The organism is Rubrobacter sp. M3-4 (assembly GCF_059772285.1).
In genome coordinates, this window is sequence record NZ_JCBAJP010000002.1 from 21,925 (window position 1) to 38,146 (window position 16,222).

Consider the following 16,222-nt stretch of genomic DNA (forward strand, 5'->3'; position numbering starts at 1 on the left):
TACGTTCTCTTGTTGAAGTCGGCGGTGAAGCGTGTCATCAACCCCGCCGCCCATCCCCGTCGACCCAGCACGATAGACCCGCTCAGGCCGGGTGGACGACCTCCCCGGCCATCACCGTGAGGTCCACGCCGACCTCCGGGATCTCCTCGGGTGAGACCCGGCGGGCGTCCGCCCCGAGCACGGTGACGTCCCCGACCTTGCCGGGGCTGAGGCTGCCCTTGATGTGCTCCTCGAAGGAGGCGTAGGCTCCCGCGGCGGTGTAGGCGTAGACGGCCTCCTCGAATGATATGGATTCCTCCGGGAAGACTTCTTCTCCCGCGAAATCTCTGCGGGTCATCATGGTCCGGATGCCGAGCAGGGGATCCACGCTGCACACCGGAGCATCGCTCGAGGCGGCGGCGACGATCCCGTGTTCGATGAACGAGCGCATCGCGTTGGCGTACCGGAGGCGGTCTCTGCCCAGGCTGGCGGCGTAGAGGGGCCGGAAGTCGTGCAGGAAGGTGGTCCCGGGAACGGGGACGCAGCCGAGGCGCGCTATCCGGTCGAAGACCTGCGGGTCGGTCACGAACTCGCAATGCTCGATGCGGTGGCGGGGGTTCCGGCGGGGGTTCTCGGCGAGCGCCTCCTCGTAGGCGTCGAGCAGGAGGTCTATCGAGGCGTCGCCGATGGCGTGGGCGGTGCACTGCCAGCCCAAAGCGTGGGCCCGCCTTATCTTCCGCTTCATCTCTTCGGGGTCCTGCATCCATAGCCCCCTGTTCCCGGGCTCTCCGGCGTAGGGCTCGCGCATGCGGGCGGTGTGGCCGCCTATGGATCCGTCGAGGAAGATCTTGGCCGGCCCGAGGCGCAACAGGTCGTCTCCGAAGCCGGTGCGCAGTCCCGTTCCGGAGAACTCCTCCAGCATCTCGTCCAGGATGACCATGAGGTAGGTCCGCAGGAGGAGGGGCCCGCCGGATTCCCGCACCCGCTGGTAGGCTTCCATCTCCTCTGGGCGGCGTACCCCGGCCTCGGCGACGCTCGTCACCCCGTGGGAGTGGTAGATCTCAGCGGCCCGCCGCAGGGCGTCTTCGAGCTCGTCGACCGTGGGCTTTGGGACCGCGCGCCGCGCCATCTCCAGCGCCGCCTCGCGCACCACGCCGGTGGGCTCGCCGCGGGAGTCGCGGTCTATCGTGCCGCCGGGAGGATCGGGGGTGTCGCGGGTTATCCCGGCCTCCCGCAGCGCCTGCGTGTTCGCCGCGCCGACGTGCAGGCAGGCGCGGGTGATGAGGACCGGGTTGTGCGGCGCCGCCCGGTCGAGCTCCTCCCGCGACGGATGGCGGCGTTCGGTGAGTCGGGTGTCGTCGTAACCGCGGGCGAGGATCCACCTGCCGGGCGGGGTCGAGGCGGCTCGATCCCGGATGCGCCCCAACAGGGTTCCGATATCGGGGGCCTCGTCCGGGGACACGTCCACCTGACCGGCGGCGAGCCCGATGGCCATCGGGTGGCAGTGGGCGTCGTTGAAGGCCGGGAGTACGGTGCGGCCCTTGAGGTCGACCACCTCTACGCCCGGGGCCCGGAAGGCCAGGGCGTCCGCGTTCGAGCCGACCGCGACGATGATGCCTCCCATGATCGCGATCGCCTCGGCCTCCGGGAGTTCGGGGTCGGCGGTGATCAGGCGTCCCCCGGTGAGGATCAGGCCGCCCGGCACGGTGTCTGCCCCTAGAGGCTCTGCAGGATCTCGTCGGCGTGCGTCTCGGGCGAGACCTCCGGGTAGACCTTCGACACCCGGCCCTCGGGGTCGAGCACGAAGGTGACCCGCTTCGCCGTGCCTCTCTCGGAGAGGATGCCGAGGGAGCGGGCGGCCTTGCCGTCCTCGTCGGTGAGGAGGGGGAAGTTCAGGCCGTTCTTCTCGCGGAAGCGGCGGTGGGACTCGGGCGGGTCGAGCGAGACACCGTAGACCCGAACGCCGGCGCGCTCGTAGTCCTGCATGCGGTCCCTGAAGGCGCAGGCCTCCTTCGTGCATCCGGGGGTCGCGTCCTTCGGGTAGAAGTAGAGGACCGTGGTCTTGCCCTTGAGGTCTTCGGTCGAGATCCTCTTCTCGTCCTCGGTGAGGAAGCTCAGCTCGGGGAACTGCTCGCCTTCCTGCAGCATCCGTCCTCCTTTGTCTCTGTGGTCTCCGCGTAAATACTTCCCGCTAGGAGGGAAGTCTACGCCGGTCGAGCGGTACGATCAGGGCGGCGCAGACCAGCGAGAGGGCGCAGAGGTAGAACGCCGGGGGGAATCCCCAGCCGGAGATCACGAGCCCGAAGAGAAAGGCGCCTATCCCGGTCCCACCGTCGAAGGCGGCGTTCCACAGGGCGCTCGCGAGGCCGTACTCCTGGCGGGAGACGCGCGAGAGCACGACGAGCAGGGTAGAGTTCTGCACCGCGCCGAGCCCGGAGCCGAAGAGAAGCGCACCCAACAGCAGAAGCGGGCCCCCGGAGGTCAGCAGAGCTATCCCGATGGCACCCGTGAGCATTCCGGGGGCGAGCAGGGCGCGGGGATCGTGGCGGTCACCGAAGCGACCGGCCCACCAGCGGGTGAGGGTGGAGGAGGCTCCGGCGACGAGCAGCGCGGCGGTCGCCGAGTAGACCCCGGAGCCAGCGTGGAAGATCGGCAGGAAGGTGAAGAAGAGCCCCAGCGCCATCGTCCCGGTGGTGAAGAGGATGATCATCCGCAGGAGGTCTCCCCTGCGCAGCCCCACGAAGAAGCTGTCGGTTTGCTCCTTGGTCCTGGGGGCCGGCGCCTGGATCGCCGCTGCCGCCGGGATGCCGAGGAGTGGAACGGCACCCAGGAGGAACGTGACCCCGTAGCCGGCGTGGTGGGCGAGCCAGAGGCCGAGGGAGTTGCAGAAGATCGTGGGGATCGTGATGGAGATCCCGAGTACGCCCATCGCCTCGCCCCGTCGTCCAGGGGGTGCGAGTTCGGCGATGAGCGCGGAGAAGAGCACGGTTACGATACCGAAGCCAACGCCCCGTGCGAGCGTCACGGTGAGGACCGGGACTAACGCCTCGGTGAAGGGGTAGGCGAGGGCGGGGAGCCCGAGAAACACCAGCCCGGACACCAGAGATAGCCGGTAACCCAGGCGGGGGAGGATGCGCGGCATCTGGATCTGCGTCAGGACCGTCGAGAGCATGAACAGCGCCGTGGCGAGCCCCGCGCCCGTGTTGCCGCCCGTCCTTCCGGCGTAGAGGGGGATTACGGAGAGCAGGAGCTGATAACCGAAGAACGAGGCGAAGGCCGAGAGGATGAGGAGAGCGACCGGGTGGGTGAGCAGACGTTCCTCTCCGTGTCCCTTTACTCCGCGCTCCATCGCCACTACTCTACCCATGAAGGAGCCGAAAATCTCGGTGTTGTGTCCTTGCCCCGGCGGATGCCCGCCGGTCAATCGTCGCGGCGGCATTCGTTAGGTGGATCGGCGCGCTCTGGCAGATGGAAGCCTGACGGATCTCGATCCCCTGGGTCTCGGGCGACTCGATTGGATTCCGGGAACCGGACCACCGGGCTTCTTGGGACGAACGGACTCTCGTCCAGCGATCATCCTGCGTGGGCGTGCGGGTTCGAGCACCGCTGAACGTAATATGAGCCTCTCCATGACCTGCGGCACATGCGGCGGAGGATCGAGCTGGGTAGGATGTACTGACGGAGGAGACGGGTTTTCTTGCGGACGGGCTTTACGAAAGGCGGTGTCGAGGAGAAGGTTCGGGCGGGGGCCGGACCTCCCCGAGGCTGGTTCTGTCGGGTGGGCCCCGAGGGGCGCCGGGGAGCGCTGCTCATGCGGATCACCGGTTTCTCGTACGTGGGGGTCACCTATACGCTCTACCTCTTTGGGAAGCACGAGTTCGGTTTGCTGCCCGTGACGGCGGCGTTTCTGGTCGCCGCTTTCCTTATGAGGGTCATGCCCTGGGAGAAGCGCGACGCGGGCGGGGTCGGATTCTTCACGATTCCCGCCTTCGCACTGGTCTCCTTCCTGATAGTCCACATGACGGGGCTTGGCTTCTCGACGGGTTTCTTCTACGCCGCAGTGGCCAACGGGGTCTTCGTGTTCGGGTTCCGGTGGGGGATGGTATACGCGGGGTTCATCATGCTTCTGCTGTCCGGGGACCTTCTTTGGGCGTACCCCCAGAAGGGGGTGCTCTGGGCGCTGGAGCAGGCGGCTTCCTGGAGCTGGCCACTCGCTTTCGTCGTTGGGATCTGCACGCTCGCGGTCGAGTCGATGAAGAAACAGGTGGAGACGCAGGAACTACTCACCGAGCTGGAGTCTGCGCACGCGGAGCTCAAGCGCTACGCCGAGCAGGCACGGGAGCTCGCCGTCTCGGAGGAGCGGAACCGGCTGGCCCGTGAGATCCACGACTCCGTCGGCCACCATCTGACGGTGGTCAACGTCCAGCTCGAGGCCGCGTCCAAGCTGCTCTCCCGCGATCCCGGCCGGGCGGCCGAGGCTGTGGCGCGGGCGAAGGGAGCGGCGAGCGAGGCGCTCTCCGAGGCCCGGAGGGCGGTGCGGGCTTTGAGGCCCGGGGCGGTGGAGCGGCGGGCGGGCCTCGGGGCGCTGGACGATGTGGTACGGGAGTTTCGGGACGCGGGGGTCGCGGTCTCCTTCGAGGTCACCGGGGAGGGGCGCCCCCTGCCTCGGGAGACGGAGCTGGTGCTCTACCGGACCCTGCAGGAGGGGCTGACCAACGCTTTCAAACACTCCGGAGCCGGGAGGGTCGACGTGAGGCTGGATACGAGAGGGGAGCGGGTACGCCTCTCGGTGATGGACGATGGACGGGGCGTCGGCGGCGAGCCCGTCGGCGGGTTCGGCCTCTCGGGGTTGCGTGAGAGGGTCGAGGCGGCGAGGGGCGTCATGAGGGCGGGTGACGCGCCGGGAGGCGGCTTCGCGCTCGAGGTCGAGCTCCCCGTGATGGAAGGAGGATCGTGACCGACCCTGTGCGGGTGATGATCGTCGAAGATCAGGCGCTCATGCGAGAAGGCTTGAGGACGCTGCTCGAGCTCGAGGAGGGAGTGGAGGTGGTCGGAGAAGCCTCCGACGGGGTGGAGGCGCTGGAACGCATTCCGCGGGTGCGGCCGGAGGTGATGCTCGTGGACGTGAGGATGCCCCGGATGGACGGGATAGAGCTCATAGAACGCCTCGGGCGGGAACATCCGGAGGTCGCGGCGATCATCCTGACCACCTTCGACGACGACGATTATGTCTTCCGAGGGCTCCGGGCGGGGGCGAAGGGATACATCCTCAAAGACGTGCCCTCGGAGGAGCTCGCCGCTGCGATAAGGAAGGTGTACCGGGGCGAGGCGGTGCTGGATGGTCCGATCACGCTCAAGGTCATCTCCGAGATCGGGCGTCTCTCGAAGGGGGTGGCCCCTCGTTCTGGCTCGGAGGTGCTCTCCGAGCGGGAGATGGAGGTGCTGAGGCTCGTCGCCTCCGGGGCCTCCAACCGCGAGATCGCCCGCGCCCTGTACATAACCGAAGGTACGGTCAAGAACCACATCTCGAGCATACTTCGCAAGCTCGGTTTCCGGGACCGCACCCAGGCCGCACTCTACGCGGCGGAGCGTGGCTGGATCGAGGTTTCGTGAGCTGAGGGCTCGGGACTCGCTCTCGTCCGCCGGCTGTCAGATTGCGCGGGGGTAACCTCCTGGAGTAGGTTCCAGAAAATCGGCGGGCGGGGTAGACCGGTGAACGGGACGTATCTCCATGAGTCGGAGCGCGGCCGGAGAACCTCGATCGCCTGCCGCTCGGGTGTGCCCGCCCAGAGGGCACATGACCCTGGTAAGGGGGCTTGCTTCCCCCAAATCGTCCTTTCGTCCGATGTCGTTTTTGCCGTCCGCGGTTAGCATCCGGGGAGGTTGCGGAACGCCGATGCGGAGGAGGTTCGCATGGAAGCTGCGCGGAAGGACCGGGACACGGATACCCTGGGGGAGGAGGTGATCCGGGCGCGGGGCCTGCGCAAGAGATACGGGGGGGTCGTCGCCGTGGACGGGGTGGACCTGACGGTCTACCGGGGTGAGGTCTTCGGCATCCTCGGCCCCAACGGTGCGGGCAAGACGACGACGCTGGAGATGATCGAGGGTCTGAGGAAGCCCGATGACGGGGAGATAGAGGTCGCGGGGTATGATGCGGTCCGGGAGCCCGGCAAACTCAAGAGGATCATCGGGGTCCAGCTGCAGACGACCGCGCTCTTCGACTACCTCTCGGTCGAGGAGACGCTCGCGCTCTTCGCTGACCTCTACGGCGTGGACGGCTCCAGGGAGCACGTCTGGCACCTCTTGAAGATGGTCTCGCTCACCGAGAAGAAGGATGCTCGGGTCGATCAGCTCTCCGGCGGCCAGCAGCAGCGGCTCTCGGTGGCGCTCGCGCTGGTCAACGACCCGCGGGTGGTCTTCCTCGACGAGCCGACGACGGGTCTGGATCCACAGGCCCGGCGCAACATGTGGGAGCTGGTGCGTGAGATCCGCTCCGAGGGTCGCACGGTTGTGCTCACCACCCACTACATGGAGGAGGCCGAGGAGCTGTGCGACCGGGTCGCGGTGATGGACCACGGTCGGGTGCTCGTCTGCGACGCCCCTCTTGCTTTGATCCGCTCGCTCGATATGGACGCCACCGTTCTGGTGACGATCGACGGGCCGATGGGGGGACTGGAGGGGCTGCCGGAGGTGCGTGGGGTCGAGCGCGAGGGGGACGACCTGCGCCTCAGGACCAGCAACGCCCAGGACACCATCGTCGGCTTGATGCGTCTGGCTTCGGAGAACGGGGCGCGCCTGCGCAACCTCTCGGTGCGGAGCGCGAACCTCGAGGACGTGTTCATCGCCTATACGGGAAGGAGCCTGCGCGACTGATGAAAGCTTTCCTCTCCATGGTCGGGGCCAACCTCAAGATGCAGGTTCGCAACCGCACCGCCCTTTTCTGGCTTTTGGCTTTCCCGGCGCTCTTCATCCTGCTCTTCGGTTTCCTCTTCGGGAGGAGTTCGAACTTCACCGTCACCGTCGGCGTGGTGAACGGCAACTCTACGCCCATCGCCGCCCAGATGACGAAGGCGATGCAGAAGTCGAGTTTCTTCAAGGTTCAGCGCTCGGGGGACCGTAAAGCCGAGCTCCAGAAGCTCGAGCAGGGGGACGTGGACGCCGTGCTGGTCTTCCCGCCACACGCCTCGCCGGGCCAGCCGCTGCACGTGACCTCCTACGTGGACCGCTCCAGGCTCTCCACCGCGCAGGCGGTCTCCGCCGCGATCCAGCAGATCGCCGACCGGTTCAACCGGGGCGTGAATCGGGGACCGGAGCTCGTCTCCGTCATCACCCGCGGGGTGCAGGGGCACCACCTCAGTTCCATCGACTATCTGGTGCCGGGGTTCGTCGCGATGAGCATCATGCAGAACGGGGTCATCGGGCTCGCCGCGGCGTTCGTGGCCCTGCGCGAGCGGGGCGTTCTCAGGCGCATACGCGTCACGCCCTTCCCCCTGATGAGCTTCATCGGCGCCAGGATCGTCTCCAACCTCCTCGTGGTGCTCTTCCAGGTGGCGATCCTGCTGGGGATGGCGAGAGCGCTCTTCGACCTCCGCGTGGGCGGGGACATCGCCCAGGTAGCGGTGGGCGTGGGGGTGTTCTCGGTCCTCGGCGCGCTCGCCTTCCTCGCCATCGGGTTCTTCGTCGCCGGCGTCTCGCGCAAGGTCGAGAGCGCGAACACTTTGGGTAACCTGATCACCTTCCCCATGCTCTTCCTGGCCGGGATCTTCTTCCCCATAACCCAGGCCCCGGAGTGGCTTCAGACCGTGGCCCGGATCCTCCCCCTCTACTATCTGGCCGACGGGCTGCGCCGGGCTATGGTCTACGGTACCTCCCTCGCCCACCTGTGGACCGACGCGGCGGCGCTGCTCGCCACCGCGCTCATGGGCCTCGTCCTCGCCGTCAGGTTCTTCCGCTGGGAGCCCGGGGCGGGCTGAACCTTCTCCTGGGACGACACGTTCGGCGGGGAGCGATGTTCGCTCCTCGTTTTTCATGGTCGCTAAAGTTAGCAGCGATTGCTGCCGAAGAGTAATGTGCAGACCATGCTGAAAGGAGGTTTTCGGGATCATGGGCTGAACGATACCCACATGGAAGACCTTGCATCATAATTCTGTTCGAGGAAAGGGGTGATCTCTCTTGAGGAGATCAGTCGAGCATGTCGCGGTGCGCGGGGCCGACCCCCACACCGCCAGGGGAGCTCCGACGAGGCTCCTGGCCATCGTTCTTTCCGGCGTTCTCATCGCCGTCTTCGCGTTGTTCTTCTCCGTGGGGCGAGCCGGTGCGGCTGCCCTGATCAAGGGTTCTTTCCAGGGCAACGCCTATGCAACCTATGCGAACGCCAAGGCGGGGCCGGTCGCGACCTCCCTCGGTCGTTCGGCCTTCATCCCCTGTCCGTGCAACGGCACCAACGGGAAGACGCTCTCCAACACCGTCGACAGCGTCAAAGCCCCAGCTAACGGGAGGGTGCTCAGCGCCGGCGTGACCCGCAGCACGGTCTATGCCAGGAAAGGCGCGACCTCCGCCGCGGTCCACAACAGTTCCAAGGTCGCGGGGGTGAGTCTGTTCAAGGGGCTCATCAGGGCCGACGCGATAAAAGCCGTTGCGAACACCTCCGCAAACACGAAGAAGATAACGAGCAACGCGCGCGGGTCGAGGCTCGTGAACCTCAGGATAGCCGGGAAGCCCGTGAAGGCCAACGTCTCTCCCAACTCGAAGGTCGGCCTGCCCGGCATAGGATACGTAGAGCTCAAGCACGTCCAGAAGGGCGGCAACGGCAGGCAGGCCGGCCGGATCTCGGTGGACATGCTCACGGTGGTGGTGACCAGGAACAACAAGTTCGGGTTGCCGGTGGGGGCGAGGATAGTGGTAGCCCACGCCGCGAGCGGCTTCTCGCGCACCCAGCCCAGGGCCAACCTCGGCGGGCAGGCCTATGCGGCCTACGCGAAGACCAGTAGCCCGCTGCTCGCCAACCAGGTGGGGCGCGCGGCCTTCGTCTTCGTCGGTTGTCAGGGTACGGGAGGCAAGGTCAAGCGCAATACCGTCAGCGGTGTCGGTGCGGGCAAGATCCTCTCGCTCGGGGCCGGGGATACCACGGCCTACGGCCGACAGCTCGTGAGCGGTGGTGTTGCGAAGACGAGCGCGAAGGTCGCCGGTGTGAACCTGCTCGGCGGGATCATCCGGGCCGACGCCATAACCGCCGCGGCGCAGGACACCTACAGGAAAGGGGTGCGCACGAGCTCGACGGCGGGCTCCCGGTTCGCGAACCTCAGGGTGCTCGGCCTGCCTCTCCCCGTGAACGTCCGCCCCAACACCAAGATAAGCCTCCCGGGGATCGGCTACGTGGTGATAAACCAGCAGATCATCCCGAAACCGACCTCGAAGGCGAGGACGCAGGTCAACGGGCTGCACGTCTACGTGACGACGAAGAACCTCCTCGGGATCCCGGTCGGGACCGAGATCATAGTCGCCCACGCCGACACGAAGGCCTACCGGTTCTAGCCGGCGGAGGAGCCTCTGCGGAGGGGACGGTCTGGATGTCGGCCGTCCCCTCTACCTGCCCACTATCTTGATCGCATCGGCGATGATGTATCCTTTGCCCGCCGTCCAGCGGGAGATGAGCACGTTCCACTGATCGCCGGCCGGCATGTCGAAGGTGCCGAGGTGGTTCCAGCGGCCGCCGTTCTTGCGCTGGTTCACCCGCACCCACCTCCAGCCGGAGGTGGTGAGCACCCCGATGGGGACCGAGTTGTTGTATCCGCGGTTCGCCGGCCACCAGGCGTAGACGTCGTAGCTTCCGCTCTGGGGAAGATCGAAGCGATACTTCGCGGTGTCGTTCACCGCCTTCGGCGTCGTGAAGCGGTAGTTCCAGTAATAGCGCTCGGGGTTCCACGAGCTCCAGCGCCAGTTGCCAGAGGCGCTGAAGCGACCGGAGGTGGTGTCGTCCGCGTTGTCTATCACGCGTTTGTAGTTTATGCTGCCGCTCCCGCCGCCGGACGTAGCCGAGCCGGCGTACTGGGCGACGTAGCTCATGTAGAGGTCCCAGTTCCAGTAGGGCCCGGGGTCCTTGTGATGGTCAGCTCCTCCGTACTGACCAGGGTTGTTCGGGTCCGGTACCTCGTCGTGCCCGATTATGTGCTGCCGGTCTACCGCTATCTTGTACTTCTCGCACAGATACGCCGTCAGCCTCGCCGAAGAGCGGTACATAGCATCCGTGAACCACGACGGGTCGTCTATGTAGCCCTCGTGCTCTATCCCTACCGAGTGCTCGTTGTAGTACCAGTTGCCCGCATGCCAGGCGATGTCCTTCTCGAGAACCGACTGTCCTATGTAGCCGTCGGAGGAGCGCACCACGTAGTGGGCCGAGGACTGGGCTGCGGGGTTTTCGAACCAGTTTATCGTGGCCGACCAGGAGCCCTGGGTGACGTGGATTATGACCATGTCTATGGAGTAGTCGGTGGGGCGGTTTGCGGGGGTGTAGTTCGCCGTGCTCGCTGGGTAGTAGCCTGCGTAGGGGTAGTCCGCACCCATTACGAGACCTCCTGCGGCGCGAGCGTCACGCTCTCTCCGGTGCTGATCATCTTCGAGGCCCCGCTCTGGAGCGTCCCGAAGACCTGCGTGGCGTAGAGCTCACCCCCGCCGACCCCCGCCGTGGCGCTGTAGCTTATCCCGCCTCCACCGTTGCCGGCGACCGCCCCGTACCAGCCGGCGAGGGTCGCGGGCCTCGCGCTGCCCTGCGAGGAGGCGAGCAGCGCCGCCCCGCCGAGGATGTTTGAGAAGCGGTCTGAGACGAGGCTCTGCTGCGAGAGGCCGGTGAGCCTCGAAGCCGCGCTCAACGTGTCGGACGACGGGTTCTGCACGAGCGCCATGACCCCGTAGACGCCGCGCGCGTCCGGGTTGCCTTTCTGGTAGCGGTTGGCCGCCGGCGAAGGCATCTCCCAGCGGGTGTTGACGTAGCCCATCGCCAAAAGCAACTCGACCGGAACCCCGTATCTCTTCGCCGCCCGGGCGAATTCCTGCTCGATCTCCGAAAGAGATGTCGTCTGGGCCGCGCTCTTCTCGGGTAACGCCCCAACGAGGAGCGCCCCCGCAGCGAGCGAAGAACCCAGCTTCAGGAACTCCTTGCGCCCGAAAAGGCGCGACCGGAATTCGGCTATGCCCTGATACTGCCTGGAAAAGCCCATCCTCCCCTCCAGGTCCGCTGCAATCGCGGCCAATATACATCAGAAAAGGACCTCGAATCAACAACTCTTAACAGGCGCTCCCCATTTCGGACACATACTTTGCGAACGGATGGAGAGCTGTTATACGAGATTAACTCTCCATTAAGAATGTTCTCCGGCATGCTGCGTCGGGGGAGTGGGGGAGATAACATGAGCTTGCTTCGTCGGCTGCGGCAGAAGAGGAAGGCGGTGCGGATGAGAGAGATGGCCCGTACGCTGAGGCCGGCCGGAGGCCGGCCTCTGGGACGCATACCGTACTACTGGCTCATAGTCAGGTACATGCCCGGTCGTATGGAGGTGTTCACCGGGATACTCGGCGGGGGCGATGCGGTATTGCCGGTGTTCAGCGCCGAGGAGAGAGCCGTGGGGTTCGCCGGGCGTTGGGGGGAGAAAGGGTGGCGGGCGCGCAAGACCGGGGCCGGGGAGTTGGTCTCGGTGCTCTCCGGGCCGTGCAGGGGGTGTGCCATGGTCTCGCTCGACCCTCCCGTCGATCTGGAGCTGAACGACGCGCTCGAAGTTTCTCTCGTCGGGCGTGAGATCTTCCTGGAGCCCATCCTGGGACGGGGCAGGTCGTGGTTCGAGGGGAGGGGTACCGCCTAGGGCCGGGACTGGAGGCTCCTGCCGTTCCAAATCCGTCAAGCCTGTTGTATGCTTCCGGGTATCGTCCGGAGAACGCTTGTGGGGAGGAGAGATGGGAGCGAGCGGCGGAGCACCCCGGGATTCGATCGATCGCAGGGGCTTCCTCAAGGCTGGTGGGCTCGGGCTCGCCGGGGTTATGCTCTTTGGGGCCTCGGGTTGTGGTGGGGGGAATCAAGGAGGTCGGGCGAAAGGCGGCGGGACGCTCAAGACGAGCCTGGACAGCGACCCCCCTACGCTCGACCCCGCGCTCGCCTACGACTTCGTGAGCTGGCCGCTCATCCACGCGATGTTCCTCACGCCCATAACCTACGATGCGAGCGGGAAGGGCTTCGTACCCTGGGCGGCGAAGGCGGTTCCCAAGCCCGAGAACGGGGGCAGGCGGTACGTCTTCGACATCCGGCCCGGGATAAAGTTCGTCGACGGCGAGCCGACCGACGCGGCGGCGTTCAAGTACGCCATAGAGCGCATAATGGACCCGAAGACCAAGAGCCCGGTGACCGGGTTTTACACCAACATCGTCGGGGCGAAGGCTTACCAGAAGAGGCCCAGGGGCGGCATAAAGGGGATAAAGGTGCTCTCGAGGTACCGGCTGCAGTTCGACCTGGAGAAGCCGGATCAGGTCTTCCTGCAGACCATGTGCGTTCCTTCGGCCTCCGCGGTGCCCCGGAAGGCCGTCGAGAAGTACGGGGCGGACTTCGCCGGGCATGTCGTGGCAAACGGTCCCTTCAAGCTCGGAGAGTGGAAGAGAGGGGCGAGGCTCGTCCTCGAGAAGAACGACGACTACAAGAACCCTTCGGGCCGACCCGAGACCACGGAGGCGAGGCTGGACGAGATAGACTTCTCCATCGGCGTGGATCCGCACGTCGCCCTTCTGCGGGTGGAGCAGGGCTCTTCTCAAGTGGCCGGGGGAGGCATCCCCTCCTCGGACTTCGCCGCGGTGATGAACAACCCCAAGTGGAAGGACTACATAAAGCACGGCACGCTCAACGTGCTCGAGTACTTCTACGTCAACGCCCAAAAGGAGCCCTGGAGCGACCCCCGGGTACGCCGGGCGCTGCAGTACGCCATAGACAAAAAGCGCGTCGTTCAGGTCATAAACGGCCGGGCCACGGTGGCGGACCAGATCCTGCCGCCCAACATGCCCGGCTACGACCCGAGCATAAAAGGGTATCCCTACGACCCGGAGAAGGCCCGCAGCCTGCTGCGGGAGGCGGGGTTCAAGAAAGGTACGCCGCTCGACTTCTGGACCGCGAAGGACCCCGACGGGGACAGGATCTCGCAGGTGATCCAGCAGAATCTCTCGGACGTCGGGATAGACGCCACCATAAGGAACGTCTCCTTCAGCGAGTATCTCAGCCAGACCAAGGCAGGGAAGACCGACGCCGGGCTCGCGAACTGGTATCAGGATTACCCGGATCCCTCGGACTTCCTCGACATCCTGTTCAACTCGGACCAGATCCCGGCCAACAACTACTCCAGATACTCCAACCCGAAGGTCGACCGGGAGCTGGAGCGGGCACAGTACATGCTCGACCGCAGGAAGAGGCTCGCGCTCTACCAGAAGATCCAGCGCCAGATCCTCTCCGACGATCCCATAGTCCCGCTCTACTACCCTGTCGAGTACGACTTCGTCTCGCCGAAGGTAGGCGGTTTCAGAGTGCACCCGGTGTGGACCGGATCGCTCTACGCCCAGTGGTACCTGAAGCGGAGCTGACGGGCGGACTTCAGCCGGCCCCTACATTTTGGGGGTGCGGGTGGTATCCTGCGGCGGTACCGGGAGCGGGCGGATATAATGTCCTTCCAGGGAGGATGGATGTCAGGAGGCGGTAAAGCGCTGGATGACGGGCTCGAGAGCGCCCTCGTGGGGCGCTACAGGGTCCAGAGCACGATCGGTTCCGGGGGCATGGCCGTCGTCTACCGGGCCGAGGATACCGTGCTCGGCCGTCTGGTCGCGCTCAAGACGCTGCGCGAGGCCTACGCCGAGGATGCCACCTTCAGGGTGCGCTTCCGGCAGGAGGCCAGGGCCATGGCCTCCCTGGACCACGAGAACATCGTGCGCATCTACGACATCTACCGGGACGGGCAGCTGCCCTTCATCGTCGCCGAGTACGTCGACGGCAACGACGTGGGGAAGCTTATAGAGCGGCGCGGCCGTCTGAGCGAGCAGCACGCGAAGAACATAGCGGTGCAGGTGCTCCGGGCGCTCTCCTACGCCCACGGACGCGGGATCATCCACAGGGACATAAAACCGCAGAACGTGCTCTCCACCTGGGATGGTCGGGTGAAGGTGGCGGACTTCGGCATCGCGCGCATGCTCGAGGACGAGGGTGCCGAGAGCGGGGAGATCGTCGGCAGCGCACGTTACATGTCCCCGGAACAGCTGCGGGGCGAGGAGGCCACGCCCCGCAGCGACATCTACGCCGTCGGGGTGCTCCTCTATCACTGCCTCGTGGGGCGTCCCCCGTTCAACGGCAGCCTCAAGAAGATCATGCGGGATCAGCTCCGCAAGCCCCCCCGGCCGCCCCGGCAGATGAACAGGAAGATCTCCGCCCACACGGAGGCCGTGATCCTCAAAGCCCTCTCCAAGGACCCGTCGGACCGGTACGCCTCGGCCGAGGAGATGCTGCGAGATCTCCTGGAATCGCAGCCCACGGGCGGTCTGCGAGGGCAGCTCCTGCGCGGGAGGCGGATGCTCGCCGCCGCCTCGCTGGCCGTGCTGTTGGTCTTCGGGGGCGGGGTCTCCCTGGCCGCCAGCCTCATACAGCCGACCTCCGGGTCGGATCACACGGCGGCCGCGGCATCCGGAGGTTCCGGGCCCCAGAAGGCGGGGGTGGGCGGGCAGCAGAAACGAAGCGTGGCACGGACCCCGGCGAAAGAGCAGAAGACGGCGCGGGGGCGTCCGCGGGTGACGTACGTCACCGTCCCGGACATGCGGGCCTACTTCGACTACGCCGCGCAGAGGGTGCTCGAGGAGCGGGGCTTCAAGGTCCGCTTCGTCTACGAGCAGCACGCGGGGTTCGCCAACCGCGGGGTGACCTGGGCCACCCGGCCCGCCATGGGAACCCGGGCACCCGAGGGATCGACGGTCACCGTCTACGCGACGCCGAAGGTCCTGCCCCAGCCCACCTACTGAGATACACTCCTCTGGTAGAGTTTGTGCCCGCCAGGGGTTAGAGTGTGTGGTGAGAGAACACCATGACAGGAGGATCTCATCCCCTTGGAACTCAAGAGCAAAGAAGAGATGAGGAACGAGATACTGCAGTCCTGGCTCAGGAGCGCCTGGGTCTACCCCGTGCGCGGACCCGAGAACCGGCTCTTCCTGCGCCTGACCCCCGGCGGCAGGCTCAAGATGCGCAAGAAGATCGGCGAGCTCGAGCGCACCCTCGAGGTGAAGGGCGAGGAGCTCGTCAAGCAGGAGCAGGAAGGGAGCATGCCCCTCGACCGCGACCGGTTGGAGCTGGTCATGATGGTACAGGCGTACACCTCCGAGCGGCGTCTGATCGAGAGCCAGGGACTCTCTCTCGGTACGCCGGTCGTGAGCCTGGAGGAGGACGAGGAAGGGGGCGGAGAGGACGCGTGAGGCCATACAGCCTCCGCTTCCCGCCCCTTCAGGCGGTCTTCCTGTTGAGGCGCCGCTCGAGTATGTTGGTCAGGTAGATCAGGGGCAGGCAGACGGCCAGGTAGATCAGGGCGGCCGCTATCAGCGGCGTGCCGTTGAACGTGTTCGACTGCACCACCCGCGCCGCACGCAGGAGCTCGGCGAGCCCTATCACCGAGACCAGAGACGTGTCCTTGACCAGCGTCACGAACTCGTTGGTCAGCGGCGGTATCGTCCTGCGGAAGGCCTGGGGCACGATTATGTAGCGCATGGTCTGGGCGTAGGAGAGCCCCGAGGCGCGGCCAGCTTCCATCTGACCCTTGTCGATGCTCTGTATCCCGGCCCGGAATATCTCCGCGACGTAGGCCGCGCTGTTGAGGGAGAGCGCGATCAGGCCGGCCACGAAGAGGTTGTTGATCCTGATGCCGATGTTCGGGGTCGTGTAGTAGATGATTATTATCTGGACCAGAAGCGGCGTGCCGCGGAAGACGTCTATGTAGATCTGCGCCGGCAGGCTGAGCACCCGCGTGCGCGCTATCTTGAGCAGCGAGAGCAGCAGCCCGAGCGCTATGCCGAAAACTTCGGCCAGAAGCGCCAGCGCGAGGGTGATCACCGTGCCCTGCCAGAGCGTGTCCCAGTTGTGCGCGACGATCTTGAAGTTGAAGTATTTGTCCTGCAGGTTGCCCGGGTTGAACAGCTGAGGCTCGAACTGTATCGGGGCTGCCAGGAAGAGGTTCATCCGGGTACTCCG

15 protein-coding genes are annotated in these 16,222 nt (G+C 65.9%); 9 read left to right on the forward strand and 6 right to left on the reverse strand.

Going from position 1 to position 16,222, the window contains the following annotated elements; all coding sequences use genetic code 11:
• Positions 1–82: 82 nt before the first annotated feature.
• The 3 genes from AC6EKW_RS02420 to AC6EKW_RS02430 are packed head-to-tail and all read right to left on the reverse strand — an operon-like array spanning position 83 to position 3,346.
• A complete protein-coding gene (locus tag AC6EKW_RS02420) occupies positions 83–1,684 on the reverse strand; it encodes an amidohydrolase (RefSeq protein ID WP_498513604.1) in 1,602 nt (533 codons plus the stop codon).
• An 11-nt stretch (positions 1,685–1,695) separates the two neighbouring features.
• The gene (locus AC6EKW_RS02425) at positions 1,696–2,127 is read right to left on the reverse strand and encodes a peroxiredoxin (protein ID WP_498513605.1); all 432 of its coding nucleotides are present in this window, start codon (positions 2,125–2,127) and stop codon (positions 1,696–1,698) included.
• Positions 2,128–2,170: 43 nt separating this feature from the next.
• A complete protein-coding gene (locus AC6EKW_RS02430; protein ID WP_498513606.1) occupies positions 2,171–3,346 on the reverse strand; it encodes an MFS transporter in 1,176 nt (391 codons plus the stop codon).
• Positions 3,347–3,676: 330 nt separating this feature from the next.
• Here AC6EKW_RS02430 and AC6EKW_RS02435 point away from each other — a divergent pair, with 330 nt between their 5' ends.
• The 5 genes from AC6EKW_RS02435 (at position 3,677) to AC6EKW_RS02455 (ending at position 9,513) form a co-directional block, all read left to right on the forward strand.
• Positions 3,677–4,936 carry a sensor histidine kinase gene (locus AC6EKW_RS02435; RefSeq protein ID WP_498513607.1) on the forward strand — a complete coding sequence of 420 codons (1,260 nt, stop codon included), beginning with the start codon at positions 3,677–3,679 and terminating at the stop codon, positions 4,934–4,936.
• A 17-nt stretch (positions 4,937–4,953) separates the two neighbouring features.
• Positions 4,954–5,592 (forward strand): response regulator transcription factor, encoded by a 639-nt coding sequence (locus tag AC6EKW_RS02440; protein ID WP_498513742.1) that lies wholly within the window; start codon positions 4,954–4,956, stop codon positions 5,590–5,592.
• A gap of 300 nt (positions 5,593–5,892) precedes the next feature.
• Positions 5,893–6,852: an ABC transporter ATP-binding protein gene (locus tag AC6EKW_RS02445; protein ID WP_498513608.1), complete on the forward strand. Its 960-nt coding sequence runs from the start codon at positions 5,893–5,895 to the stop codon at positions 6,850–6,852.
• Entirely contained in the window at positions 6,852–7,952 is a 1,101-nt protein-coding gene (locus AC6EKW_RS02450; RefSeq protein WP_498513609.1) for an ABC transporter permease, read from the forward strand. Before AC6EKW_RS02445 ends, AC6EKW_RS02450 begins: the two co-directional genes overlap by 1 nt.
• Before the next feature lie 199 nt (positions 7,953–8,151).
• Complete coding sequence (locus AC6EKW_RS02455; protein WP_498513610.1) at positions 8,152–9,513, forward strand: choice-of-anchor P family protein; 1,362 nt, start codon at positions 8,152–8,154, stop codon at positions 9,511–9,513.
• Positions 9,514–9,564: 51 nt separating this feature from the next.
• Here AC6EKW_RS02455 and AC6EKW_RS02460 read toward each other — a convergent pair whose 3' ends face one another.
• Complete coding sequence (locus AC6EKW_RS02460; protein WP_498513611.1) at positions 9,565–10,542, reverse strand: golvesin C-terminal-like domain-containing protein; 978 nt, start codon at positions 10,540–10,542, stop codon at positions 9,565–9,567.
• On the reverse strand, positions 10,542–11,195 hold the full coding sequence (locus AC6EKW_RS02465) for a hypothetical protein (RefSeq protein ID WP_498513612.1): 654 nt from the start codon (positions 11,193–11,195) through the stop codon (positions 10,542–10,544). The genes AC6EKW_RS02460 and AC6EKW_RS02465 overlap by 1 nt, the downstream gene beginning before the upstream one ends.
• Positions 11,196–11,384: 189 nt before the next feature.
• On the opposite strand from AC6EKW_RS02465, the gene AC6EKW_RS02470 reads away from it, so the two are divergent.
• The 4 genes from AC6EKW_RS02470 to AC6EKW_RS02485 all read left to right on the forward strand — a co-directional run bounded on the left by AC6EKW_RS02470 (position 11,385) and on the right by AC6EKW_RS02485 (position 15,453).
• Positions 11,385–11,834: a hypothetical protein gene (locus tag AC6EKW_RS02470; protein ID WP_498513613.1), complete on the forward strand. Its 450-nt coding sequence runs from the start codon at positions 11,385–11,387 to the stop codon at positions 11,832–11,834.
• Positions 11,835–11,925: 91 nt separating this feature from the next.
• A complete protein-coding gene (locus tag AC6EKW_RS02475) occupies positions 11,926–13,587 on the forward strand; it encodes an ABC transporter substrate-binding protein (RefSeq protein WP_498513614.1) in 1,662 nt (553 codons plus the stop codon).
• Between the two features lie 99 nt (positions 13,588–13,686).
• Positions 13,687–15,006 (forward strand): protein kinase domain-containing protein, encoded by a 1,320-nt coding sequence (locus AC6EKW_RS02480; protein ID WP_273886811.1) that lies wholly within the window; start codon positions 13,687–13,689, stop codon positions 15,004–15,006.
• A gap of 108 nt (positions 15,007–15,114) precedes the next feature.
• Entirely contained in the window at positions 15,115–15,453 is a 339-nt protein-coding gene (locus AC6EKW_RS02485; RefSeq protein WP_273886812.1) for a hypothetical protein, read from the forward strand.
• A 28-nt stretch (positions 15,454–15,481) separates the two neighbouring features.
• On the opposite strand, the gene AC6EKW_RS02490 is transcribed toward AC6EKW_RS02485, so the two are convergent.
• Entirely contained in the window at positions 15,482–16,210 is a 729-nt protein-coding gene (locus AC6EKW_RS02490) for an amino acid ABC transporter permease (protein ID WP_273886813.1), read from the reverse strand.
• Between the last annotated feature and the right edge of the window lie 12 nt (positions 16,211–16,222).